Here is a 24,142-nt window from a genome sequence, read left to right on the forward strand (position 1 = left end):
CCCGGGCGGCGTGTCCGTATCGAAAGAGAGCCCTTCATGGTATCTGCCGTTGAAAGTATGGCCGCAAACACCAGCTGGTCCGCGCTGGGAAAAGCGACCGACCTTCGTAACCGTATCTTTTTTACGCTTGGTCTTCTGATCGTCTACCGCCTTGGCACTTTTATTCCTGTGCCGGGCATCGACGGCGTTGCCCTGCGGGAATTTATGGAGCAGGCAGGCCAGGGCATCGGCGGCATGGTGTCCATGTTTACCGGTGGCGCGCTCGGGCGGATGGGCATCTTTGCTCTGGGCATCATGCCCTATATTTCCGCCTCGATTATTGTGCAGCTCATGACGGCCATGGTGCCCCAGCTTGAGCAGCTCAAGAAAGAAGGCGAACAGGGCCGCAAAAAGATCAACCAGTACACGCGCTATGGTACTGTTTTCCTTGCGACATTGCAGGCATACGGGCTTGCGGTGAGCCTTGAAGCGGGCGATATCGTTACCGATCCAGGCCTCTTTTTCCGCATGTCCTGCGTGATTACGCTGGTCGGCGGTACGATGTTCCTGATGTGGCTGGGTGAACAGATCACCGCGCGCGGCATCGGTAACGGCATCTCGCTCATTATTTTCGTTGGTATTATTGCTGAAATCCCGGCGGCGATCGCGCAGTTCTTTGCCTCCGGGCGGTCCGGTGCAATCAGCCCGGCTGTGATTATCGGTGTGCTCGTGATGGTCGTTGGTACCATCATGTTCGTGGTGTTCATGGAACGCGCATTGCGCAAGATCCATATCCAGTACCCGCGCCGTCAGGTCGGGATGAAGGTCTATGACGGCGGCTCCAGCCACCTGCCGGTCAAGGTGAACCCGGCAGGCGTTATTCCTGCGATCTTTGCGTCCTCGCTGCTGCTGCTGCCGGTGACGATCAGCACGTTTTCAGGCAATTCCACCAATCCGGTCATGTCCTGGCTGCTGGCCAACTTCGGTCCGGGTCAGCCGCTGTACTTGATCTTCTTTGTCGCGATGATCGTCTTCTTTGCTTATTTCTATACCTTCAACGTGTCGTTCAAACCTGACGATGTGGCCGACAATCTCAAGAACCAGAACGGGTTTATTCCGGGGATCCGCCCGGGCAAGAAAACCTCTGAGTATCTTGAGTATGTGGTCAACCGCGTGCTGGTGCTGGGTTCGGGCTATCTCGCAGCGGTCTGTCTGTTGCCGGAAATTCTGCGCGGACAGTTTGCGATCCCGTTTTATTTTGGCGGTACCTCGGTGCTGATTGTGGTTTCGGTCACAATGGATACGATCCAGCAGGTGCAGAGCCATCTGCTCGCGCATCAGTATGAAGGCCTGCTGGAGAAATCCCAGTTGCGTGGAAAGAGCGGCAAAGGCCGTAAAAAACGGAGCCCGGTACGCCGATGAATATTATCCTCCTCGGACCGCCGGGCGCCGGCAAGGGCACACAGGCCCGCACGCTGGTTGAAGAGCGCGATATGGTGCAGCTGAGTACCGGTGATATGTTGCGTGAGGCCAAAGACAGCGGCACCGAGATGGGTAAGATCGTGGCGGATGTGATGGCGCGGGGCGCGCTGGTTACTGATGAGATCGTCATCGGCCTGATCCGCGAAAAGCTCGCAACGGTCAAAGCCAGTGGCTTTATTTTCGACGGTTTTCCGCGCACCCTGGCCCAGGCCGATGCTCTGGGCGAGCTGCTCGAAGCAGAAGGTCAGACGCTGGACGCTGTGATTGAGATGCGGGTGGATGATGCCGCACTGGTCGCGCGGATCGTTGCACGTTCCACATGCGGCTCCTGTGGTGAGGTTTATAACGATAACACGCGGCCGATCCCGGCGGATGGCAAATGCTCCAACTGCGGTGGTACGGAATTCAAGCGCCGCGCTGACGACAATGAGGAGAGCCTCAGGACCCGTCTCATGGAGTATTACAAACAGACCTCCCCGCTGATCGGGTATTACTACGCCAAGGAGATGCTCAGCCGGGTCGACGGGCTGGCTGAGATTGAGGCAGTACAGAGCGAAATCCGCACAGTTCTCGACACCTGATCACATGTATGTTTCCAGGAAAGCGGGCGGTGCTGTGGCGCCGCCCTTTTTATGTCGCGTCAGTGCTCGGTGCGGAACGGATTGTGAGCGACGTTTTCTGTCTCGCCGCAATTGCTGCGCCGCCGGGGTTCTTCGGCAGGCGGTGACAGCTGCAGAACCGTGGCCGGGAGTACCCGTGCGTCATTGCCGATCAACCCGCCGTTCCAGGCCGCTGCGATCCCTCGTTTCCGGTCCGGCTCCATATGCGCCATTTCGAGCATGAGTTTCATGATCAGCGTTTCGCGCACATCACCGAAGCCGCGCGCGACGAGGTGAAAGGCACCCGGTCCGCCGATCACGCAATCCATGTAGAACCGGGTGACCTGCTCAAAGGAGGTGCTGCCGTTCTGCGCCTGGCCGGACAGAACTTCGATCGGCAGACCGTTCACGGTAAGGCCCATCGACAGGACGTGATCGCGGGCCGCAGAGATGGCTAAGCCGTCGTTGAGCACGCCGTCACCGGAGATGTCGATGATGTAATCCCGCGCGGGCACCTGAAGGGCTGACATAGCCGTTTCAGCAGCCAGCAGGGCGTCGCCCACCGCGGTCGGCTGCACATACATCGGATCATTGGGCCGGTCGGATATCGCCAGAATCTCCGCACCGAACTGTGCGAGCTCTTCGGGTGTGGACATGATCCGGATCGGCAGATGCACACGTTGAAACCGGGTGCCGCTCCATTCCATATAAGCGATGGCCACACGCCCCGAGCCACCCCCAAGCGCCATGCGCGCCACGCGCGGATCGCTCAAAGCTTCTGCATAGGCCTCACGCTGAAAACGCCGTTCACCGGATTCGATTGAGGAGGACACATCCACCGCAAGAACGAGGGCGATATCCACCCGTTCGGGATTGTTATGATCGTCCGCACCGGCAGCGTAGCGGGCGGCGGGCGGCGCCGGAGCCGCAACAGCCACTGACATAAATGCCAGCATGAAAAGTGTCAGGTATCCGACCCGCCGGTGGTAAATTCCTTGCCTGTTCATCTGCCGTCTCCTTCAGGTACGGCCAGCTCCCACGTCTTTCTGATCGGAAGGAGATAAAGCATAAGGTTTAACAACTGCTTTTTACGCCGTACCGCGGCTCACATCCGTGGCCTTTCAGGGCCTTTGAAAGAGCTTTATTGTGCATAAGACGCCAGAGCGCCGAGGCCTTTAGTTTAAAGGCGGATGCGCAGGCCGCGCGGCCCTTTTGAGGCATGGGTTGACGCCCGTTCGAAAAGCCCATAACCAGCACCATCTCTGAGTAGAATCAATTTGTCTTACGGGTCGCGCCCGGACGGCAGGATTACCTGATCAGCTGACGCCCGAAGGCCAGGTTCTTCGGGATTTCTTATGCAAGACGCACCCCTGGTGCGATGTTGTGAAAAAAGGGTCTGGTATGACGGACCCGCAACGAAAAGGACATGACACGTGGCACGTATCGCCGGCGTAAACATCCCGACTGCAAAGCGGGTCCCCATCGCCCTCACATATATCACCGGTATCGGCAACACTTCCGCAAAAGCGATCTGCGAAGCTGTCGGCATCGACATGGCCCGCCGGGTCAATGAACTTTCCGACGCAGAAGTGCTGGCCGTGCGCGAGCACATCGACGCCAACTACACCGTAGAAGGTGATCTGCGGCGTGAAACACAGATGAACGTCAAGCGCCTGATGGACCTTGGCTGCTACCGTGGCCTGCGCCACCGTCGCAACCTGCCGGTCCGCGGTCAGCGCACCCACACCAACGCTCGCACCCGCAAAGGCCCCGCAAAGGCCATTGCCGGCAAGAAGAAATAAGGGAGGGTCTGATCAATGGCACGTGAAAAAGTACGCGTAAAAAAGAAGGTCTCCAAGAACATCGCGGCGGGTGTCGCGCATGTGAACTCGTCCTTCAACAACACCAAGATCCTGATCTCCGACGTGCAGGGCAACGCCATTTCGTGGTCGTCCGCCGGCACCATGGGCTTCAAAGGCTCGCGGAAATCCACACCCTATGCGGCCCAGATGGCGGCAGAGGATGCGGGCCGCAAGGCGCAGGAACATGGTGTTAAGACGCTGGAAGTTGAAGTGCAGGGACCGGGCTCGGGCCGTGAAAGCGCGCTGCGTGCGCTGGCCGCTGCCGGCTTCAACATCACGTCAATCCGTGACGTGACGCCGATGGCACACAACGGCTGCCGTCCGCCCAAGCGCCGCCGCGTTTAAGCGCAACTGGTATTTCGGGGCTGCGTGGTTTTCGCGCGGCCCCAATCCGCTTTTTGAAACCTCGAGAGTCTTCGCCTTTAGGACATGGGGCTTGGACGGGAATGGAGGGACGCATGATCCACAAGAACTGGGCTGAACTTATCAAGCCGCAACAGCTTGACGTTAAACCGGGCAATGATCCGGCACGCCAGGCAACCGTTACCGCGGAACCGCTCGAGCGCGGCTTTGGCCTGACAATGGGCAACGCGCTGCGCCGTGTGCTGATGTCGTCGCTGCAGGGTGCGGCGATCACATCCGTTCAGATCGATAACGTGCTGCACGAGTTTTCATCGGTGGCCGGTGTGCGTGAAGACGTGACCGACATCATTCTGAATCTCAAAGGCGTGTCGATCCGCATGGAAGTCGAGGGACCCAAGCGTCTGTCGATCTCTGCCAAGGGGCCGGGCGTTGTGACCGCGGGTGACATTTCGGAATCCGCAGGAATCGAAGTGCTGAACCGCGATCACGTGGTCTGCCACCTTGACGATGGTGCCGATCTTTACATGGAACTGACCGTCAACCAGGGCAAAGGCTATGTTTCTGCAGAGAAAAATAAGCCTGAAGATGCGCCCATCGGTCTTATTCCGATCGATGCAATCTATTCGCCGGTCAAGAAGGTCAGCTATGACGTGCAGCCCACCCGTGAGGGCCAGGTGCTGGATTATGACAAGCTGACGATGAAGGTTGAAACCGACGGATCGCTTACACCTGATGATGCTGTGGCTTTTGCTGCGCGCATTCTGCAGGATCAGCTGGGCATCTTCGTGAACTTTGATGAGCCTGAATCTGCATCCCGCGCGGATGAGGACGATGGTCTGGAGTTCAACCCGCTGCTTCTCAAGAAAGTCGACGAGCTGGAGCTTTCCGTCCGTTCGGCCAACTGTCTGAAGAACGACAATATCGTTTATATCGGCGATCTCATTCAGAAGACCGAAGCAGAAATGCTGCGTACGCCGAACTTTGGCCGTAAGTCTCTGAACGAGATCAAGGAAGTGCTTTCGGGCATGGGTCTGCATCTTGGCATGGACGTTGAAGACTGGCCGCCGGACAACATCGAAGATCTGGCCAAGAAATTCGAAGACTCCTTCTGAGGAGTTTTCGCAGGGCCTGCTTCGTGCAGGTCCGCAATGCCCGCCGGATGCGGGGACAAAACGGGCAGAAAGCCCCAAGGAGAGCCGGGTGACACGCATCACCCGGTCAGACAAAGCAAAACAGCCCGTAGAGGGCACGATTAGGAGAACAGAAAATGCGTCACGCACGTGGATACCGCCGCCTGAACCGCACACATGAGCACCGCAAGGCGCTCTGGGCAAATATGGCAGGTTCGCTCATCGAACATGAGCAGATCAAGACAACTCTGCCCAAGGCAAAAGAACTGCGCCCGATCATCGAAAAGATGATCACGCTGGCGAAACGCGGCGATCTGCACGCGCGCCGTCAGGCCGCGTCAAAGCTGAAGCAGGACCAGTATGTCACCAAGCTTTTCGACGTACTCGGACCACGCTACAAAGACCGCCAGGGTGGTTATGTACGCGTTCTCAAAGCAGGTTTTCGCTATGGCGACATGGCGCCGATGGCGATCATCGAGTTTGTGGACCGGGACCGCGATGCCAAAGGCGCTGCTGACAAGGCGCGTCATGAAGCAGAAGAAGTAACTGCTGACGAATAAAGCCGCGGCACTTTGCGCCAAGCTTAAACCCCTGTCCGCCGGACAGGGGTTTTTTTATGCCCCGGGCAGGCGTATTTAAGGCGTAAAGCGACCGGGGGAATGCCCCCCGGATGACGGGGTGTGGTGTGACGCGATGAGATATCTGACAGCTTTGTTGATTGTGATCCTCGCGCTGCCTGCGGGCGCGCAGCAGGTGCCGCATTCGGCCGCGCAGATGCAGCTGAGCTTTGTGCCGCTGGTTAAAGAGGCGGCACCTGCTGTTGTGAACATCTATGCAAAGATCGTGCGCCCGGGACGCAGCAGCCCCTTTGCCGGGGATCCATTCTTTGAGCGATTTTTCCGGGACAGCCGGCGTGGGCAGCCGCAGGTGCAGAACTCACTGGGCTCAGGCGTGATCCTTTCCGCCGACGGCATCGTGGTGTCGAATTACCATGTGGTTGGCGAAGCAACCGACATCCGTGTGGTGCTGGCAGACCGGCGGGAGTTCAGTGCCCGTGTGTTGCTGGGGGACGCCGAAAGTGACCTTGCTATCCTGCAGATTGATGAAGCGATGGATCTGCCGTTTCTGCCGCTGCGCGACGCTGAGACCGTTGAGGTCGGAGAGCTGGCTCTGGCGATCGGGAACCCTTTTGGCGTTGGCCAGACTGTCAGCAGCGGGATCGTATCCGGGCTTGCGCGCTCGGGGGCGGCAACCGGCAGTGGTCGGGGATATTTCATCCAGACCGATGCGCCGATTAATCCGGGAAATTCGGGCGGCGCGCTTGTCGATACGGCTGGGCGTCTGATTGGCATCAATACCTCCATTCTGACACGGTCGGGCGGCTCAAACGGGATCGGTTTTGCAATTCCGGCCGATCTCGTGGCCGCCTTCGTGCGCCAGGCAAAAGCCGGGCGGACAGAATTTGAACGCCCATGGGCGGGGATAAACGGGCAGGCTGTGGATGCTGATATCGCCCGTGCACTGGGCTTCGACCGGCCTGGCGGGATCGTCGTTTCGGGGCTGCACCCGGCGAGTCCCTTTGGTGATGTGGATGTGGCGGTCGGTGACGTGATCACGGCCGTAAACGGTCAGCCGGTGAATACACCCTCTGAGATGGTGTACAGGATGAGCGTGACCGGCCCGGGTCGGGCGGCGCAGATCAGCCGGGTGCGCGATGGCGCGGAGGAGACGGTAGAGGTGGCCCTTGTGGCAGCGCCGGAGGTGCCGCCGCGCGAAGAACGGCGTCTCAATGCGCGCGAGCTTCTGGAAGGAATGGAGCTGTCCCGAGTGAACCCGGCGGTGATTGCAGAATTTAACCTCCCGCTCGAGGCTGACGGCGTCCTTGTATCCGACCCCGGGCCGCTTGGCCGCCGGGTGGGCCTGCGCCGTGGCGATGTGATTATGGCGATGGGTGATGTCGTGGTCACGCGTCCGGGCGAGGTTGCAACGCTCTTTTCACAGCGCGCAGGACGCTATGATCTGATGGTCCTGCGGGACGGACGGCGCATCAACGTGCGGTTCAGGACCTGAATGGTGGGTGATCTTTTTGATACCGGGTCAGACACCGAAGTGCCCGCCGGCTACCGCCCGCTGGCGGACCGGCTGCGACCGCGTACGCTCGCAGAGGTCATCGGCCAGCGCCAGGTTCTGGGGCCTGAGGCGCCGCTGACGGTGATGCTGGCGTCCGGGGCGCTGAGTTCGCTGGTCCTCTGGGGACCGCCCGGCGTGGGCAAAACCACCATCGCAAGGCTGCTGGCGCATGAGACCGATCTGCATTTCGTCCAGATCAGCGCGATTTTTACCGGAGTGCCCGATCTGCGCAAAGTCTTCGAAGCAGCAAAGATCCGGCGGCAGAACGGGCAGGGCACACTACTGTTCGTGGATGAGATTCACCGGTTCAACAAGGCCCAGCAGGACGGGTTTCTGCCGCATATGGAGGACGGTACGATCCTCCTCGTTGGGGCGACGACAGAAAACCCGTCGTTTGAGCTTAATGCAGCGGTTCTGAGCCGGGCGCAGGTACTGGTGCTGGAGCGGCTGGGCACAGAGGATCTGGAACGACTGGCCCTACGGGCGGAGGCGGAACTGGACCGGGCGCTGCCGCTTGATACAGATGCCCGGACGGCGCTGTTGCAGATGGCTGACGGGGACGGACGCGCGCTCCTGAACCTTATTGAACAGGTCGCGGCCTGGAAAACTGACGCCACACTCGATACCGCTGCGTTGACGAAACGGCTGATGAAGCGGGCCGCGCAGTACGACAAGGGCGGCGACAGTCACTATAACCTCATTTCTGCGCTGCATAAATCGGTGCGCGGGTCGGATCCGGATGCCGCTCTCTACTGGTTTGCGCGCATGCTCGAAGGGGGCGAGGATCCGCGCTATCTCGCGCGGCGCATCACCCGGATGGCGGTCGAGGATATCGGGCTGGCGGACCCGCAGGCCCAGGCCGTCTGTCTGCAAAGCTGGCAGACCTACGAGCGCCTCGGCAGTCCCGAAGGCGAACTGGCGCTGGCGCAGGCCGTGGCCTATCTGGCGCTGGCGCCGAAATCCAACGCAGCCTACGTCGCCTATAAAGGCGCGCGCAGGGCCGCGAAAGAGACCGGGTCCGAACCGCCACCGAAACACATCCTGAACGCCCCGACGGCAATGATGAAGGATCAGGGGTACGGCGACGGCTATGCTTATGACCACGACGCCGAAGACGGGTTTTCCGGACAGAACTATTTTCCGGACGGGATGGATCGTCCGCAGCTTTACCAGCCTGTGGAGCGCGGCTTTGAACGGGATCTGAAAAAGCGCCTCGATTACTTTACACGCCTGCGCGACAAGCGTGAAACTTGACATCCGGGCTGCGACACGTGAGAGACCGCGGATGATGAAAACACTGATCTTTGTTGCGGCCGGAGGTGCGCTGGGGGCCTCGCTGCGCTGGCTCTGGGGCGTCTGGGTGTACCGGGCGACGGGCGGTGCGACGGATTTCCCGGTGGCAATCATTGGCGCCAATATCATCGGGTCGTTTCTGATGGGGACCTTCGTTGTGCTGGCCGCACAGCGCGGGCTCACGCATCTCAGCCCCTTTGTCATGACCGGGCTGCTGGGTGGCTTCACGACCTTTTCGGCGTTTTCGCTGGAGACGGTGACGCTGATCGAACGCGGCGAAGTGGGGCAGGCGGGGCTTTATGTGATGGCTTCGGTCATTTTGTCGGTGGCCGGGCTGATGGCCGGACTCTGGGTGATGCGGGGGATTTTGCTGTGAGCCGGGTTCAGACAAGGGTGGTGAAGGAAGACGACGCGGATCAGCGGCTGGACCGCTGGTTCCGGCAGCATTTTCCGCATATTCCCCAGGGCCGCATCGAAAAGATGTGCCGAAAGGGCGAGATCCGCGTGGATGGTGGCCGGGTGAAGGGTGCCACGCGGCTGGAAGCCGGTCAGGAAGTGCGTATTCCGCCGCTGCCCGACAGTGCGGCACCGCCGCCTGACGCCCGCACGCGTGTGTCGGATGCAGACGCAAAGATGATCCGCGATTGCGTGATCTGGAAAGACGATCATGTCATTGCGATCAACAAACCTGCCGGATTGCCGACCCAGGGCGGTTCCGGTCAGACGCGGCATGTTGACGGCCTCTCCGAAGCGCTCAAGTTCGGCTATGAGGATAAACCGAGGCTCGTGCACCGTCTGGACAAAGACACATCCGGTGTGCTGCTGCTCGCGCGGACGCGACAGGCAGCAAAAGCACTGACAGCAGCAATGCGGCATAAGGAAACGCGCAAGATTTACTGGGCGCTGGTAGCCGGCGTGCCCACGCCCTATCTCGGTGAGATCCGGTTCGGGCTGGTCAAAGCGGCGGGCCGGGGCCGTGGTGGCGAGGGTGAAAAGATGATCGCCGTGCACCCGCGCGACATGGATGACACTCCGGGCGCCAAACGCGCCCATACGCTTTATGCCACTCTCTACCGGGTCGGCTCACGCGCGGCCTGGGTGGCGATGGAGCCGGTGACCGGTCGCACCCATCAACTGCGTGCGCATATGGCTGAGATCGGGCATCCCATTGTGGGCGATGGCAAATACGGCGGATCCGGTCAGGAAAACCTCGGCGATGGATGGGGCGCGCAACTGGGCGGTATCATCTCCAAAAAGCTGCACCTGCATGCGCGGATGATGCGCTTTGAGCACCCGGAGACACGCAAAGACATCACAGTGACAGCCCCTATGCCTGAGCATATGGCGCTGAGCTGGGACACTTTCGGCTGGACCGAGGATCTGGCCGCAGAAGACCCGTTTGAGGCGCTCTGATGGCCGAACGGACAAGGCTGGTGATCTTTGATGTGGACGGCACGCTGGTGGACAGCCAGGGCGATATCCTTGGTGCCATGAGCCATAGTTTTATGGCACAGAACCTGCCCGTGCCGGCGCGGAGCGACATTCTTGGCATCGTCGGTCTTTCGCTGGACGTCGCGATGAGCCGGCTTGTGCCGGAGGCGGATGCGCAGGGGGTGGCGGCACTCGTTCAGGGGTATAAAGACGCCTATATTGAATTGCGCGCGCGCACCGGTGCTGCGCAGTCGTCACCGCTTTATCCCGGCGCAATGGAGGTGCTGCAGGAATTGCATTCGCAGCCCGGGCTGCTGCTGGGCCTCGCGACGGGCAAGTCGAAACGCGGGCTGGACAAGCTCGTGGAGGCGCATGATCTGGAACGGTTTTTTGTGACGCGTCAGGTGGCAGATTTTCACCCGTCAAAGCCGCACCCGTCGATGATTTATCAGGCGATGGGGGAGGCGGGCACCACGCCGGCGGAGACGGTGATGATCGGAGATACCAGTTTTGATATGGATATGGCCCGGGCGGCCGGGGTCGGCGCGCTGGGTGTCAGCTGGGGATATCATCCGGTAGCGCATCTGCAGGCCGCGCACCGGATCCTTGATGATTTTGTATCCCTGCCGGATGCCCTTGCCGGGATGTGGGAGCGCGCGTCGTGAGCGAATGGAAAGCGAAACGGTTCTGGACTGAGGTGCATGTGGTGCCCGAAGACGCAGGTTTTGGCATCCGTCTCGATACCCGGCCTGTGAAAACGCCTGCGAAACGGTCTCTTATTGCGCCCACAAGGGAATTTGCCGACGCCATCGCCGCAGAATGGGATGCGCAGGAAGAAAAAATCGACCCCCTGAAGATGCCCTTCACGCGAACGGCCAATGCAGCGCTTGACAAGGTGGCGGTGCAGCATCGGGAGGTCGCGGACATGCTCGCGGCTTACGGCGATGCCGATCTGCTGTGTTACCGTGCTGACCGGCCCGACAGTCTGATTGCGCGCCAGTCCGAACAATGGGATCCGTTGCTGGACTGGGCGGAGACAGCACTTGGCGCCCGTCTCAGGCCGCGTACCGGTGTCATGCACATCGCACAGGACCCGGCGGCCCTGGCCGCTTTGTCTGTGCGGGTTCACGCGCTCGGAAACTTCGAACTGGCAGCATTTCACGACCTTGTCAGCCTCTCAGGATCGCTGATTCTCGGGTTCGCGGCAGCAGAAGACGTGAAGCCCGCACCGCAGATATGGGACATCTCGCGTCTCGATGAAATCTGGCAGGCCGAAGAGTGGGGACGGGACGATGACGCCGAGGCAGCTGCCGAGGTGAAGAAAGCTGCATTTCTTCATGCGAAACGTGTGTTTGCACTGTCTCAGTGATCTGACCGGGAAAATTGCTCAGGAATGACGCATTTGTGGTTTCCGGTGGCGGCTTTTTAGGCGGCCTGCCCTTGACCTTAGAAGCGGAATCCGCCCAGAATGATCGCCACTTGAAGGGGAGAGCCTTCAGTATCGCCACCGGCGAAAAAGCCGGTCGAACCACCCTAAGGAAACCGGGTGGACAATCAGGAAGAGGTAAAAATGAAAAAATCTGTATTTCTCGGCGCACTCACGGTCGCCGGCATGGCGGCAGGTGCTGCTGCTGCAGGTACACTGGATGATGTAAAAGCACGCGGCACGCTGAACTGTGGTGTGACCACAGGTCTCGTCGGCTTTGCGGCCCCGGATGCAAACGGCGAATGGAACGGCTTTGACGTCGCCATCTGCCGCGCCGTTGCCGCAGCTGTGCTGGGTGATCCGACAGCGGTCGAATTCGTACCGACAACCGGCAAAACGCGTTTCACCGCGCTCGCGTCGGGTGAAATCGACATGCTGGCACGGAACACCACATGGACATTCAGCCGCGATGTGGACCTGAAGTTCACATTTGTTGGTGTGAACTACTATGACGGTCAGGGCTTCCTTGTTCCCAAAGCGCTTGGCGTATCTTCGGCGAAAGAGCTCGATGGTGCGACCGTCTGCGTTCAGACAGGAACCACAACAGAGCTGAACCTCGCGGACTATTTCCGCGCGAACAACATCAGCTATGAGCCGGTTCCGATCGAAACGAACGCCGAAGGCCAGCAGCAGTACCTTGCCGGTGCCTGTGACGTTTACACCACGGACGCTTCCGGTCTGGCCGCGACACGTGCGACATTCGAAGCACCCGGCGATCACGCGCTGCTGCCCGAGATCATCTCCAAAGAGCCGCTTGGCCCGCTTGTACGTCATGGCGACGACGAATGGGGTGACGTGGTCCGCTGGACCCTGAACGCACTGATCACAGCTGAAGAACTGGGTGTGACATCGGCAAACGTCAGCGAAATGGCCTCCGGTTCGGGTAACCCCGAAGTGGCGCGTCTGCTCGGTACCGAGGGTACTCTGGGTGAGATGATCGGCCTTGACGCAGACTGGGCAATGCGTGCGATCGCGACCCAGGGCAACTTCGGTGAGATCTTCGCTAAGAATATCGGTGAGGAAACACCCATCGGCCTTGCGCGCGGACTGAACGCACAGTGGACGAACGGTGGCCTGATCTACTCGCCTCCGTTCCGCTAAGAACGAAAATGCAAGGGCGCAGGTTAACTCCTGCGCCCTTCGCACTTATGACGACCAGACTTAAAACCCGGCCAACCAGAAGCGCATCAAGCGCTCGGACAAAACCAGAGGCCGGAACCACGGGGAACACTCTAAATGACGTCATTGACCGACCCACCAGCGGGTTCGTTCCGCTTGTCGATGCTGCTGAACGATACGCGTTATCGTTCCTATACGTTTCAGGCCATCGCTCTTGCTGTCCTGATCGTGGCGTTCGCTTATCTGGGAAATAACCTGCTGAACAACCTCAGGGCTGCAGGCCTGAACATCTCTTACGATTTTCTGGGCACGCCGGCGGGATATGACATCGACCAGAGGCTGATCGAGTACGACAATCAGGACACGCATGGGCGTGCCGCGATCATCGGTATTCTGAACACGCTTCTCGTGGCCGTTCTTGGGTGTATCACGGCGACGATTTTTGGCGTGCTTGCCGGTGTTCTGCGGTTGTCTAACAACTGGCTGGTCTCCAAGCTGATGGCGGTCTACGTGGAGATTTTCCGTAATATCCCCGTCCTGATCTGGATCATCATTATTTACACGGTGATGACGGCTGTGCTGCCGCCACCGAATGCCTTCCGGGGCGATACCCCGACCAGCTCAATGCTGTTCGATCTCTTTGCCTTTACCAACCGCGGTATTTATCTGCCGGCGCCGGTCTGGGGACCAGGCTCCGGGGTCGTTGTCGCCACATTTATCGCATCGGTCATCGGTGTGGTCGCGTACCGCCGGTATGCAACAAATCTGCTCTATTCAACCGGACGTCTGCTGCCGATGGGATGGCCGAGCCTTGTGATTTTCCTGGTGCCGTCGATCCTTGTGTACTTCGTCATGGGACAGCCCATCAGCCTCGATGTACCTGCGCTGAAAGGATTCAATTTCCAGGGTGGCATTAAAGTGGGTGCACCGCTGATCGCTTTGTGGTTCGCGCTGTCGATATACACCGGTGCTTTCATCGCGGAGAACGTGCGTGCGGGTATCCAGGCGGTCAGTAAAGGCCAGACGGAAGCTGCCGGCGCACTGGGTCTGCGGCCCGGCCGGATCATGAACCTTGTGATTCTGCCCCAGGCGCTGCGCGTGATTATTCCGCCGCTGATTTCTCAGTATCTCAACATCACCAAAAACTCCTCGCTGGCGATTGCGGTGGGTTACATGGACATCACCGGCACGCTGGGCGGGATTACTCTGAACCAGACAGGACGCGCGATCGAATGCGTTCTGCTGCTGATGCTCTTTTATCTCACGATCTCCCTGTCGATCTCGGCGATCATGAACGTCTACAACAACACCGTTACGCTGAAGGAGCGCTGAGACCTATGTCAGATACACATGCTCAGACCGTTGCCTTCGTACGCGGCACAGAGATCCCCCCGGCGCCACCGCCCTATGCGGCATCCGGCCCGGTCAAATGGATGCGCGAGAACTTGTTTGCGACACCTGCAAACGGTGCGCTGACACTGGTTGCGCTCTATTTCATCTGGTTGCTGTTGTCTTCGACCATGCCTTGGATCCTCAACGGAATCTGGACAACCTCGAGTCTTGCTGAATGTCGTGAAGTGCTGGACGGCACGGTCGGGGCCTGTTTTTCGGTGCTGACAGAACGCTGGAATCAGCTGATTTTCGGCTTCAAGTATCCGTCGGAATTCTACTGGCGTCCCACGCTTGCGCTTGTGCTGTTCTTTTTCGCGGCAGCGCCGGTGCTCTTTTTTGACCTGCCGCGCAAGCTGCTCGCCTTTACGGCTGTCTATCCCTTCATTGCCTTCTGGCTGATCTGGGGGGGCACAATCCTCACACCGATCCTCGCCCTTGCCGGCGTGGCTGCGGGCGTGTTCATTTATCAGCGTTTTGTGACCCAGAGCTTTGCGGCGGGCTTCTTCGGCGGTATTTTCGCAGCCTTCCTGGTTTGGTTCCTTGGCGGTTATCTGATCCCGGAAGGGGCATCTGATAACGCTATGCTGGGTGCCGTGCCAAGCCGCGATCTGGGGGGGTTCATGCTCAACATGATGCTCGGCGTGACCTGTGTGTCGCTGTCGATCCCGATCGGGATTGCCCTGGCGCTCGGGCGGCAGTCGAGCATGCCGCTGATCAAGTGGATCTGTGTCATCTTCATCGAGTTCATCCGGGGCGTACCGCTCATCACGCTGCTTTTTGTGGCCTCGGTGATGCTAAGCTACTTCTTCCCGCCTGAATCCACCGTGGACCTCTTTCTGCGGGTTGTGATCATGATCACGATGTTCTCGGCGGCCTATATCGCCGAGGTGATCCGGGGTGGTCTCGCCGCTCTGCCCAAAGGACAGTATGAAGGCGCCGACAGCCTCGGGCTCGACTATGCCCAGGCCACGCGGCTGATCATCCTGCCGCAGGCGCTGAAAATTTCCATTCCTGGCATCGTGAACGTGGCCGTGGGACTTTTTAAAGATACCACGCTCGTCTCGGTCATTTCGATGTTCGATCTGGTCGGCATGATCCGGGGCCCCATCCTCGCATCCACCGAATGGAACGGCGTTTACTGGGAACTGCTGGGCTTTGCCGCGCTGCTGTTCTTTGTCGTCTGCTACGGCATCTCGCAATACTCACAATGGCTCGAACGTCGCCTCGCGACTGACCATCATTAAAAGGAGGCCTGAACAATGGCTGAAGCGACACAGATGCAGGTCTCCGACGAGATCGCGATCACCATCAACAAGATGAACAAGTGGTATGGCGCGTTCCACGTCCTGCGTGACATTGACCTGACCGTACACCGCGGCGAGCGGATCGTTATCTGCGGGCCTTCGGGCTCGGGTAAATCGACGCTGATCCGGTGTATCAACGCGCTGGAAGAGCACCAGCAGGGGACGATCGAAGTTGACGGGACGCTGCTGTCGTCTGACCTCAAAAACATCGACAAGATCCGCTCCGAGGTCGGCATGTGCTTTCAACACTTCAACCTCTTTCCGCATCTGACGATTCTGGAAAACTGCACCCTTGCGCCGATCTGGGTCCGCAAAACACCCAAGAAGGAAGCTGAGCAGACGGCGATGCATTTCCTTGAGAAGGTGAAAATCCCCGATCAGGCCAACAAGTATCCGGGCCAGCTTTCCGGTGGTCAGCAGCAGCGTGTTGCTATCGCCCGATCGCTCTGCATGAAGCCGCGGATCATGCTCTTTGACGAACCCACATCGGCACTTGATCCGGAGATGATCAAAGAGGTGCTTGATACCATGATCGAACTTGCGGAAGAAGGTATGACCATGCTCTGCGTGACCCATGAGATGGGCTTTGCCCGGCAGGTCGCCAACCGCGTGATCTTTATGGATGCAGGGCAGATCGTGGAGCAGAATGAGCCAGAGGCGTTCTTTAACAATCCGCAGAGCCCGCGGACGCAGCTCTTCCTGAGCCAGATTCTCGGTCACTGAGAAGGCGTCAATCTGACAGGCGTCACCGTCGCCGGTGGCGCCATTTTCACGTCGGAGGCAGAATATGAGCGCGATACTGACGGCTCTGATCACCGGCTGCGATATCGAGTAGATGATCGCCAATGCTGAACAGGCGGTGCCCGGGATCATCGCTGATGGCGGCGTGCCGCTCTTTCGCGCGAAGGTCGCGGGAACTCTACGCGGAACAGCCGATCAAACGTTCACGGCCGCTTTCAGTATGTGGCTGTCGTGGAGGGCTGGTACGGATCGGATGCGTATAGTGCATTGCACGCCTGCGGGATGCGGCCGCAGACCTGAGATTTGCAATTAACGAAAAGGTTTAAGCCGAACCGTCCTTCAGTTCGCGCGGGATCACGAAAGCCGTGACGTCTCCGGTGGTGACATCGGGCCAGTCAGTGTCGAAATCAACTACGAGCGTGGCACCGGTCGGGTAATCCTCAAAACGGATATGCTCGGGTGGATCCCCGACGAGCCGGTGGGCCATCTCGCAGATCCCCGGATTATGGCCGATCATGAGTACAACATTTCCAGTGGCCTGCCGCAGTACGTTCAGCATATCACCGGCCTCGGCAAGATAGAGAGCGCGTGAAAATTTCACCGGTGTGCCCCCATCAAGCGCAAGCCCGAGTAACGTCTGACCGGTGCGTTCGGCGGATGAACACAGAACCTCCTCCGGAATATACCCGTTGTCCCGCAACCAGTCGCCCAGAGCCTTTGCCGCAGCTGTTCCGCGTCTGTTCAGCGGGCGTTCGTGATCACCGAGGCCGGGGTGGTTCCAGTCGGATTTTGCGTGTCGCATCAGGATCAGGCGGCGCATGTATTACCCCCGGAATATTGTCATGTGATAGGCGGAATGATCCGCTGCCCGTGGATAACGCGCCGATACAGGGCAGGCCCGGCGCACGAGACAGCCACCGGACACGCACGCAGCCCCGGATACTTCATTCAGAAAGCCTTTGCAGGCTTCCACATTATACCCGGTGCCGTCAAAGGCATTTACCGGACAGGCGGCCTGGCAGGGTTGGTCAGGGCAGCTTTCGCACGGAGGTGGCGGTGCCGGGGGCAGGTCAATGTGCTGTGGCAGCGCCAGGGCCCCGCGAAAGGACACCAGCAGACCCGCGGTATCGTGCACCAGCAACATTACGGGGGAGGCATGTATGCGCCCTGTCCGCAGAGCCCATGAGAAAAACGGCTGCCAGGGCGGGCCGCCAAAGGGGTACAGGGCCGTCGCGCCAGCCTCAGCCGCCCAGTCACCAATAACCCGTTCTGACCACCTGTCCATCGGGTCCGGGGCGCCGTCCTGCGCTTCGGCAGACCCTTTGAAGGCGGGCCAGAAACCGGGGGCTGAGGGGCCCAGAAGCAACAGCGTTTTGCAGTTTTCCGGGGCGCCGTCGCTTTCTTCCGGGTGAAACCCGCCCAGAACTGTCAGATGGCGCGCTTCCGCGGCTTCGCAGAGAGCGTTGTATGTCATGCCGATACAGGAAACATCAGCGGCAGGTGCAGCAGCCGTCCGGTCCGGTCACATGGCTGCGTCGGGCGCGTGGATTGATTCGGACGGGTGCGAAGACAGGCTCTTCCTGTGGACGGTTCAGCACGGATAAAGATCGCGGTTCGCATGGTATTACCCTAGCCGCAGGCGCGCGCAGTACAAGCCGGGACACCCGCTGCGACGGGACCAGCAAGCGTCAGTCAGCGCGAATGATCGAGCCTGCGCCGTGTTCGGTGAAAAGCTCCAGCAGGCAGGCATTGGGTGCACGTCCGTCGAGGATAACCGCCGCGCGCACACCACCTTCGAGCGCATCGAGCGCCGTTTCCGTTTTGGGGATCATTCCGCCGGCGATGATGCCTTCGGCGGTCATGTCGCGTATCTGAGTGGCGCTGAGTTCGGTCACGACCTGCCCGTCGGCATTCTTCACACCCGCAACATCGGTGAGCAGCAGCAGACGGTCGGCTTTGAGTGCCGCAGCTATTGCACCGGCGGCCGTGTCGCCGTTGATGTTGAACGTTTCACCGTTCCGGCCCGCCCCGAGGGGCGCAATCACGGGGATATACTCTTTTTCAGTCAGGTCGCGCAGCAGGCGCGGGTTGATCTTATCCGGCGTGCCGACAAACCCCAGATCAGGGTTCGTCTGACTGCAGGTGATAAGTTTGCCGTCTTTGCCTGACAGTCCCACAGCGCGACCGCCCTGGCCGTTGATCGCCTGAACAATGCGCTTGTTAACGAGCCCGCTCAGGACCATCTCGACCACGTCCATTGTGGCGGCATCCGTCACCCGCTTGCCGTTCACAAACTCCGACCGGATCTGAAGTCTTTCGAGCATCGCGTTGATCATCGGCCCGCCGCCATGCACAACGACCGGGTTTACACCGACCTGACGCATCAGCACGACATCGCGGGCAAACTCGTCCATGGCGTCGTCGCTGCCCATGGCGTGACCGCCGAGTTTGATGACCACAGTGGCGTCTGAATAGCGCTGCAGATAGGGCAGGGCCTTGTTAAGGGTGCTGGCGGTGGCGATCCAGTCGCGGTTCATGTCTTGCGTCTTCATCTCTGGCCCGTCTGTCCGTTGGTTATGAAGGCGGCCCGTCCGCTGTGCAAGTCCGGGCTACTCCAGCGTAGCGATTATGGCGCGCAGTGTGGGAATGCCCCAGCCTTTTTCACTGGACGTCACGACAATTTCCGGAAACGCCGCAGGGTGTTTTGCAAGGGCTGAGCGTACCTGATCGAGGACTTTCGCGCGTTCTTTTTCCTTGACCTTATCCGCCTTGGTCAGCACCACCTGAAAGGTGACCGCAGCACTGTCGAGCAGGCTGAGGATTTCGTCATCGACCGATTTAACGCCGTGGCGGGCGTCAATCAGCACGAAGGCGCGGCGCAGGGTCTGACGCCCGGAGAGATACTGGCGCAGCAGACGCTGCCATTTTTCGACGACCGCAACAGGCGCGTGGGCAAAGCCATAACCCGGCAGATCCACCAGATAATGCGCCTCTCCTGCTGTAAAGAAATTAATCTCCTGCGTGCGTCCCGGGGTGTTGGAGGCGCGCGCGAGACCTTTGCGGCCGGTCAGTGCATTTATCAGAGAGGATTTACCGACGTTCGAGCGCCCGGCAAAGCAAACTTCAAGCCGGTCAGGGGCGGGCAGGCCGGACATGGCGACCACGCCCTTAACGAACTCCGTGTCGCCGGCAAAGAGCAGCCTGCCGCTCTCTGCGGTTTGCGGATCGGGCTCGTCGGCGATGGGAAAGGGCAGGGCCATCACTTCACCACGACCAGATGTAAGAGCGCGATCGTGTCACACCCCGTCGCCCCGCCGGGGCGCCATTTCAGATCCGTTACCCCGGTCATTCGGCGTCCGACTTGGACTTTCGCTGGAAACTTGTTTTGATATTACCGAAGACGTCCGGTTTATAACCCTGGCTCCGCATAATGATATACTGCTGCGTGAACGTAATTGTGTTGTTGGCAATCCAGTACACAACAAGTCCGCTGGCAAAACCGCCAAGCATGAACATGAACACCCAGGGCATCCATGCAAAGATCATCTGTTGCGTTGGATCGGTGGGCGCAGGGTTCAGTTTCTGCTGCATCCACATGGAAATGCCGAGCAGAAGCGGCAGGATACCAATGAAGACCAGCGCCATGATTGAGCCTGTCTCCGGCCCCTCGATCGGCAACAGCCCGAACAGGTTAAGGAGCGATGTCGGGTCCGGTGCGCTGAGATCCCGGAAGGGCCCGAAAAAGGGTGCATGACGCAGTTCGATGGTGACGAAAATTACCTTGTAGAGCGAGAAAAAGATCGGAATCTGCAGAAGGATCGGGAGACACCCGGCGGCAGGGTTTACCTTTTCCTTCTTGTAGAGCTCCATCATGCCCTGCTGCATTTTCTGACGGTCGTCGCCGGCCTCTTCCTTGAGCTTTTCCATCTGCGGCTGAAGCTCTTTCATCTTGGCCATGGAGACGTATGACTTATACGCCAGCGGGAATAAAACGGCTTTGATGATGAGCGTCAGACCGATAATCGCCCAGCCCATATTGCCGATTATCTGGTTGAGATAGTGCAGGAGCCAGAAGATCGGTTTGGTCAGAAAGAAGAACCAGCCCCAGTCGATGCTGTCGATAAAGCGGTCAACACCGGCCGTCTGGTAGTTACGGATAGTTTCCCATTCCTTGGCACCGGCAAACAGCTCGCTTGTCGAGGAGACTGTGGTACCGGGTGCTACGGTCTGTACGGGCAGGACGACCTCGGTCTGATAGATGTCGCGACGCTCATCGTATTTTGCAACGGACTTAAACGCACTACCGGGCGCGGGAATGAGGGTGGACATCCAGAAATGGTCGGTGAAGCCGATCCAGCCGTTCTGCTGAACCTGAACGACTTCAGCACGCGCGCCCTCGCGCTCGGAATACTCAAAGTCCGGCATATCGGACCAGTCGATTTCCGCCAGTTCACCGTCGGCCATGGCGACTGCGCCTTCGTGCAGAATGAAGAAATTCATCAGGTCTGCGGGCTCTCCGTGGCGGGCCAGAATGCCGTAGGGAGCCATGTTTACCGGGCTGTCGCCGGTATTTGCAACGGCCTGAGTAATGGTAAACATGTAGTCTTCGTCAATTTCGACAGTGCGTGTAAATGTCAGGCCCGCGCCGTTGTCCCACGTGAGTGTAACGGGTGCTCCGACAGAGAGTGTATCGCCACCGGAAAGATCCCAGAGCGTGTTCGGCCCGGGCACAGCGGCGGGATCAACGCCCGACCCGGCAGCCCATCCATACAGGGCATAATAGGCATTTGCACCGCCAACCGGTGAAAGCATTGTGACAATTTTTGCATCTTCGTCCTGGGTTTCGCGATAGTCTTTCAGCGACAGATCATCAATGCGGCCGCCCAGCAGAGAAATTGACCCGCTAAGCCGGTCAGTTTCGACGGGCACACGCGGTGCTTCGCTCAGGGTTTCTTCACGGGTAACCGGATCGGCGGGCACGGCCTGGTTTGTACCGGCGGGGGCCGAGGGCACTGTCGCTGTGGATGTTTCAGGCGTCAGCGTGCCGGCGGTTTCCGGATCAACCGGGGCAGGCGGCTCGGGAGGAGGAAACAGAACGAACCATACCAGAATCACAAGGAAACTGAGCGCTGTTGCCAGAATGAGGTTCTTGTTCTGATCGTCCATAGGGACTGCCACCTGATCTCATTGATATCAGCGTGGTTCAACAGAGTACGGGGCCAAAGGTCAAGCGGATTCCGGTCACGAATCGTCATCGTTATCGGCGTAAAAGGGCAAACTCGGGGTAAACCCGTCTGTTGCACTCGCGCACCGGTCAGCGGGAGCGGTTTCCGAGGATCCGCGGCGCGTCGCCCAGTTTCGCGGTGTGCGCTGCAATCCATTCGAGGGTCTGATCGAAGGGCATAGGTTTTCCGATCCCGAACCCCTGCACGTGATCGCATCCCAGTTGCGCCAGCAGAGCGTGCTCGCCTGCACTTTCGACACCTTCGGCAAGGGTCTCGACACCGAGCCGCTCCGCCATTGTCAGTATGGCGCTCACCATGCGCTGTTGCTCGGGGTCTTTGTCAGATTTGATAACAAAAGAACGGTCGATTTTTATGCGGCTGACCGCAAAGCGCCGGATGGAAGCGATAGAGGCATGTCCGGTTCCAAAATCATCGAGATCGATCTGACAACCGAGCGCATTGAGCGCGCTGATGTTGCGCGTCACCATGTCATCCGGCGCGCGGGCCACGACTGTTTCAAGAACCTCAACTGCGAGCCGGTCCGGAGACAGGTTGAAGCGGTCGAGTTCCCATTTCACTTTTTCAACAAGGCCAGGATTGTTCAGCTCCGGTCCGGCAAAATTCACGCCGACACGCGGAACAGACACGCCGTTGGTGTCCCACGCGCGCAGAGCAGTGAACGCATGATACATCATTACCTCAGCCAGGCGTTCGAGTAATCCCGCCTGTTCGATTGCCGGCAGAAATTCTGACGGGGGAATCATACCCCGCTTCGGGTGCTCCCAGCGGGCCAGCGCCTCAAAGCCGGAAACCAGACCTGTGTCCGTCGAAATCTGTGGCTGAAACCAGGCGCGTATCTCACCTTTTTCAAGTGCCAGCGTCACCTCTTCACGCAGGCCTGCACGGGTTTCTGACTGCCGGCGCTGGTCAGCGGAGAATGCCCGGATGGCGTTCGGTCCTTTGCTCTTCGCCTCGGCGAGCGCGAGATCGGCGGCCTCGTTCCAGGTTTCAGCGTCGCGTCTGAGCATGCGTGCACTCTGACAAAAACCCACGCAGGCTGTCACGTAAATCGCACTGCCCTCAACGGACACAGGCTCCTCTACGGCGCTCTGGAGGCGCCCGGCAATCTGGATACAGAGCTCCAGATCGAGGTGCCGCACCGGCGCGAGGCAGATTTCAAACCGGAAGTCTGACGTCTGCGCGACCACATCGTTGTCACGCAGCACACAGGCAAGGCGGCTCGAAATCTTATCAAGTAACTCGGTTGTCGCACTCTGTCCGTAGCGGTCGACAAGCACATCGCTCTCATCAATTTCCACCGCGAACAATGCTGACATCTGCCCCAGGTCGCGCGCCTGCACGAAAGACTGCCCGACAACGGCGCGGTAATCTTCGCGCCGGATCAGTCCGCGCGTCGCCGATTTTGCGATCGATCTGTCCGACAGCGCATTGGCACCCCCCAACAGCATGTAGACCGCCGGAAACAGCAACGCGGCACCCATCAGGGTCGTCTCGCCGCCAATCCAGTATCCGCCCAGAAGAGCGGCCGGAAGCAGTGCGAGCAGAACGGGTTTAATCATGAAGGCCGCGATCCTGCCGCGTAAATCCAGCAGTCGTTGTGCTGTGCCGTTTGCCATGCGCCATCCCTTCCGGACAAGCGCAGAAAAGCGCTTTGACAGCAGAGTAACCGGTTGAAAGTGTTGGACGTGTTAACGCGTGGTATCCTGATCGGACAAAATTACATAAAATTGTTACTACTTCACAGATAATCCCGCGAAATCAAAAAGTTCAGGGTCAAGGAGATGCGACGGACGCGCGTTCATCAGGGCGCGGAACATTACCTGACGTCGTCCGGGGCTGTTGATTTCCCACTGATCGAGGATCGCTTTGACCTGCTGGCGTTGCAGCCCGTCCTGGCTGCCGCAAAGGTCACAGGGGATGATCGGATACTGCATGGCGGCGGCGAATTTCGCACAATCCTCTTCAGCCACATGTGCCAGCGGACGGTAGAGAAAAAGGTCCCCCTCCTCGTTCACCAGTTTCGGCGGCATCGTTGCCAGACGGCCGCCGTGAAAGAGGTTCATAAAGAATGTTTCAAGAATGTCGTCCCTGTGATGGCCCAGAACCACCGCAGAACATCCTTCCTCGCGTGCAATCCGGTAGAGATTGCCGCGCCGCAGTCGCGAGCAGAGCGCGCAGAATGTACGGCCCTGCGGAATTTTATCCATCACGATGGAATATGTGTCCTGGTATTCAATGCGGTGCGGCACGGTCATCCGTTCCAGAAACTCCGGCAGGACCGTCGCCGGAAACCCCGGTTGTCCCTGATCGAGGTTGCAGGCCAGCAGATCCACAGGCAGCAACCCGCGCCATTTCAACTCATAGAGCACGGCAAGCAGCGTGTAGCTGTCTTTGCCGCCCGAGAGACACACCAGCCAGCGCGCGCCGGGCTCGATCATGCCGTATTGCTCAACGGCTTCACGCACCGATCGCACCAGCCGTTTGCGCAGTTTGCGGAATTCGGTGGATTTGGGCGCGCCTTCAAAGAGCGGATGAATGTCGTCGGACGTATCAAGCATGGGTGGGTTCCTGAATGCGATGATCTC

At 59.3% G+C, this 24,142-nt stretch carries 24 protein-coding genes; 16 read left to right on the top strand and 8 right to left on the bottom strand.

What is annotated here, in order from left to right; all coding sequences use genetic code 11:
* Positions 1 to 36: 36 nt before the first annotated feature.
* Positions 37 to 1,401: a preprotein translocase subunit SecY gene (secY, locus tag G3256_RS03060; RefSeq protein WP_169639435.1), complete on the top strand. Its 1,365-nt coding sequence runs from the start codon at positions 37 to 39 to the stop codon at positions 1,399 to 1,401.
* On the top strand, positions 1,398 to 2,042 hold the full coding sequence (locus G3256_RS03065) for an adenylate kinase (RefSeq protein WP_169639436.1): 645 nt from the start codon (positions 1,398 to 1,400) through the stop codon (positions 2,040 to 2,042). Before secY ends, G3256_RS03065 begins: the two co-directional genes overlap by 4 nt.
* 59 nt (positions 2,043 to 2,101) lie before the next feature.
* Here the strand turns inward: G3256_RS03065 and G3256_RS03070 are convergent, their stop codons facing one another.
* Positions 2,102 to 3,067 carry a DUF1194 domain-containing protein gene (locus G3256_RS03070; RefSeq protein ID WP_169639437.1) on the bottom strand — a complete coding sequence of 322 codons (966 nt, stop codon included), beginning with the start codon at positions 3,065 to 3,067 and terminating at the stop codon, positions 2,102 to 2,104.
* 426 nt (positions 3,068 to 3,493) lie between these two features.
* On the opposite strand from G3256_RS03070, the gene rpsM reads away from it, so the two are divergent.
* From rpsM to G3256_RS03140, 14 genes are all read left to right on the top strand, one after another.
* The gene (gene rpsM, locus G3256_RS03075; protein ID WP_169639438.1) at positions 3,494 to 3,862 is read left to right on the top strand and encodes a 30S ribosomal protein S13; all 369 of its coding nucleotides are present in this window, start codon (positions 3,494 to 3,496) and stop codon (positions 3,860 to 3,862) included.
* A 15-nt stretch (positions 3,863 to 3,877) separates the two neighbouring features.
* On the top strand, positions 3,878 to 4,267 hold the full coding sequence (gene rpsK, locus G3256_RS03080) for a 30S ribosomal protein S11 (protein WP_169639439.1): 390 nt from the start codon (positions 3,878 to 3,880) through the stop codon (positions 4,265 to 4,267).
* A 113-nt stretch (positions 4,268 to 4,380) separates the two neighbouring features.
* Positions 4,381 to 5,397 (top strand): DNA-directed RNA polymerase subunit alpha, encoded by a 1,017-nt coding sequence (locus G3256_RS03085; RefSeq protein ID WP_169639440.1) that lies wholly within the window; start codon positions 4,381 to 4,383, stop codon positions 5,395 to 5,397.
* A gap of 155 nt (positions 5,398 to 5,552) precedes the next feature.
* A complete protein-coding gene (gene rplQ / locus G3256_RS03090; protein WP_169639441.1) occupies positions 5,553 to 5,975 on the top strand; it encodes a 50S ribosomal protein L17 in 423 nt (140 codons plus the stop codon).
* Positions 5,976 to 6,108: 133 nt separating this feature from the next.
* Positions 6,109 to 7,485, top strand: coding sequence for a trypsin-like peptidase domain-containing protein (locus tag G3256_RS03095; RefSeq protein WP_169639442.1), 1,377 nt, complete (start codon positions 6,109 to 6,111; stop codon positions 7,483 to 7,485).
* A 3-nt stretch (positions 7,486 to 7,488) separates the two neighbouring features.
* Positions 7,489 to 8,799, top strand: coding sequence for a replication-associated recombination protein A (locus G3256_RS03100; RefSeq protein ID WP_169642298.1), 1,311 nt, complete (start codon positions 7,489 to 7,491; stop codon positions 8,797 to 8,799).
* A gap of 31 nt (positions 8,800 to 8,830) precedes the next feature.
* Positions 8,831 to 9,214 carry a fluoride efflux transporter CrcB gene (gene crcB / locus G3256_RS03105; RefSeq protein ID WP_169639443.1) on the top strand — a complete coding sequence of 128 codons (384 nt, stop codon included), beginning with the start codon at positions 8,831 to 8,833 and terminating at the stop codon, positions 9,212 to 9,214.
* The gene (locus G3256_RS03110) at positions 9,211 to 10,251 is read left to right on the top strand and encodes an RluA family pseudouridine synthase (protein ID WP_169639444.1); all 1,041 of its coding nucleotides are present in this window, start codon (positions 9,211 to 9,213) and stop codon (positions 10,249 to 10,251) included. Before crcB ends, G3256_RS03110 begins: the two co-directional genes overlap by 4 nt.
* The gene (locus G3256_RS03115; protein ID WP_169639445.1) at positions 10,251 to 10,934 is read left to right on the top strand and encodes an HAD-IA family hydrolase; all 684 of its coding nucleotides are present in this window, start codon (positions 10,251 to 10,253) and stop codon (positions 10,932 to 10,934) included. Before G3256_RS03110 ends, G3256_RS03115 begins: the two co-directional genes overlap by 1 nt.
* Positions 10,931 to 11,638, top strand: a complete 708-nt coding sequence (locus tag G3256_RS03120; RefSeq protein ID WP_169639446.1) for an ATP12 family chaperone protein — start codon at positions 10,931 to 10,933, stop codon at positions 11,636 to 11,638. The genes G3256_RS03115 and G3256_RS03120 overlap by 4 nt, the downstream gene beginning before the upstream one ends.
* Positions 11,639 to 11,839: 201 nt before the next feature.
* Positions 11,840 to 12,856, top strand: a complete 1,017-nt coding sequence (locus tag G3256_RS03125; protein WP_169639447.1) for an amino acid ABC transporter substrate-binding protein — start codon at positions 11,840 to 11,842, stop codon at positions 12,854 to 12,856.
* A gap of 135 nt (positions 12,857 to 12,991) precedes the next feature.
* Entirely contained in the window at positions 12,992 to 14,206 is a 1,215-nt protein-coding gene (locus G3256_RS03130) for an amino acid ABC transporter permease (RefSeq protein WP_169639448.1), read from the top strand.
* A gap of 5 nt (positions 14,207 to 14,211) precedes the next feature.
* A complete protein-coding gene (locus G3256_RS03135) occupies positions 14,212 to 15,510 on the top strand; it encodes an amino acid ABC transporter permease (RefSeq protein ID WP_169639449.1) in 1,299 nt (432 codons plus the stop codon).
* Between the two features lie 15 nt (positions 15,511 to 15,525).
* A complete protein-coding gene (locus G3256_RS03140; protein ID WP_169639450.1) occupies positions 15,526 to 16,293 on the top strand; it encodes an amino acid ABC transporter ATP-binding protein in 768 nt (255 codons plus the stop codon).
* Positions 16,294 to 16,633: 340 nt separating this feature from the next.
* Here G3256_RS03140 and G3256_RS03145 read toward each other — a convergent pair whose 3' ends face one another.
* The 7 genes from G3256_RS03145 to ttcA form a co-directional block, all read right to left on the bottom strand.
* Positions 16,634 to 17,131, bottom strand: coding sequence for a SixA phosphatase family protein (locus G3256_RS03145; RefSeq protein ID WP_169639451.1), 498 nt, complete (start codon positions 17,129 to 17,131; stop codon positions 16,634 to 16,636).
* 3 nt (positions 17,132 to 17,134) lie between these two features.
* On the bottom strand, positions 17,135 to 17,785 hold the full coding sequence (locus tag G3256_RS03150) for a ferredoxin (protein ID WP_169639452.1): 651 nt from the start codon (positions 17,783 to 17,785) through the stop codon (positions 17,135 to 17,137).
* Between the two features lie 214 nt (positions 17,786 to 17,999).
* Positions 18,000 to 18,863, bottom strand: a complete 864-nt coding sequence (gene argB / locus G3256_RS03155) for an acetylglutamate kinase (protein ID WP_206040783.1) — start codon at positions 18,861 to 18,863, stop codon at positions 18,000 to 18,002.
* 57 nt (positions 18,864 to 18,920) lie between these two features.
* Positions 18,921 to 19,571, bottom strand: coding sequence for a ribosome biogenesis GTP-binding protein YihA/YsxC (yihA, locus tag G3256_RS03160; RefSeq protein ID WP_169639453.1), 651 nt, complete (start codon positions 19,569 to 19,571; stop codon positions 18,921 to 18,923).
* A gap of 85 nt (positions 19,572 to 19,656) precedes the next feature.
* Entirely contained in the window at positions 19,657 to 21,477 is a 1,821-nt protein-coding gene (yidC, locus tag G3256_RS03165) for a membrane protein insertase YidC (RefSeq protein ID WP_169639454.1), read from the bottom strand.
* A gap of 148 nt (positions 21,478 to 21,625) precedes the next feature.
* Positions 21,626 to 23,173 (bottom strand): putative bifunctional diguanylate cyclase/phosphodiesterase, encoded by a 1,548-nt coding sequence (locus G3256_RS03170; RefSeq protein ID WP_246227745.1) that lies wholly within the window; start codon positions 23,171 to 23,173, stop codon positions 21,626 to 21,628.
* A gap of 117 nt (positions 23,174 to 23,290) precedes the next feature.
* The gene (gene ttcA, locus G3256_RS03175) at positions 23,291 to 24,115 is read right to left on the bottom strand and encodes a tRNA 2-thiocytidine(32) synthetase TtcA (protein WP_169639455.1); all 825 of its coding nucleotides are present in this window, start codon (positions 24,113 to 24,115) and stop codon (positions 23,291 to 23,293) included.
* Positions 24,116 to 24,142: the final 27 nt, after the last annotated feature.

It is taken from the genome of Roseobacter ponti, from assembly GCF_012932215.1.
GTDB lineage: Bacteria > Pseudomonadota > Alphaproteobacteria > Rhodobacterales > Rhodobacteraceae > Roseobacter > Roseobacter ponti.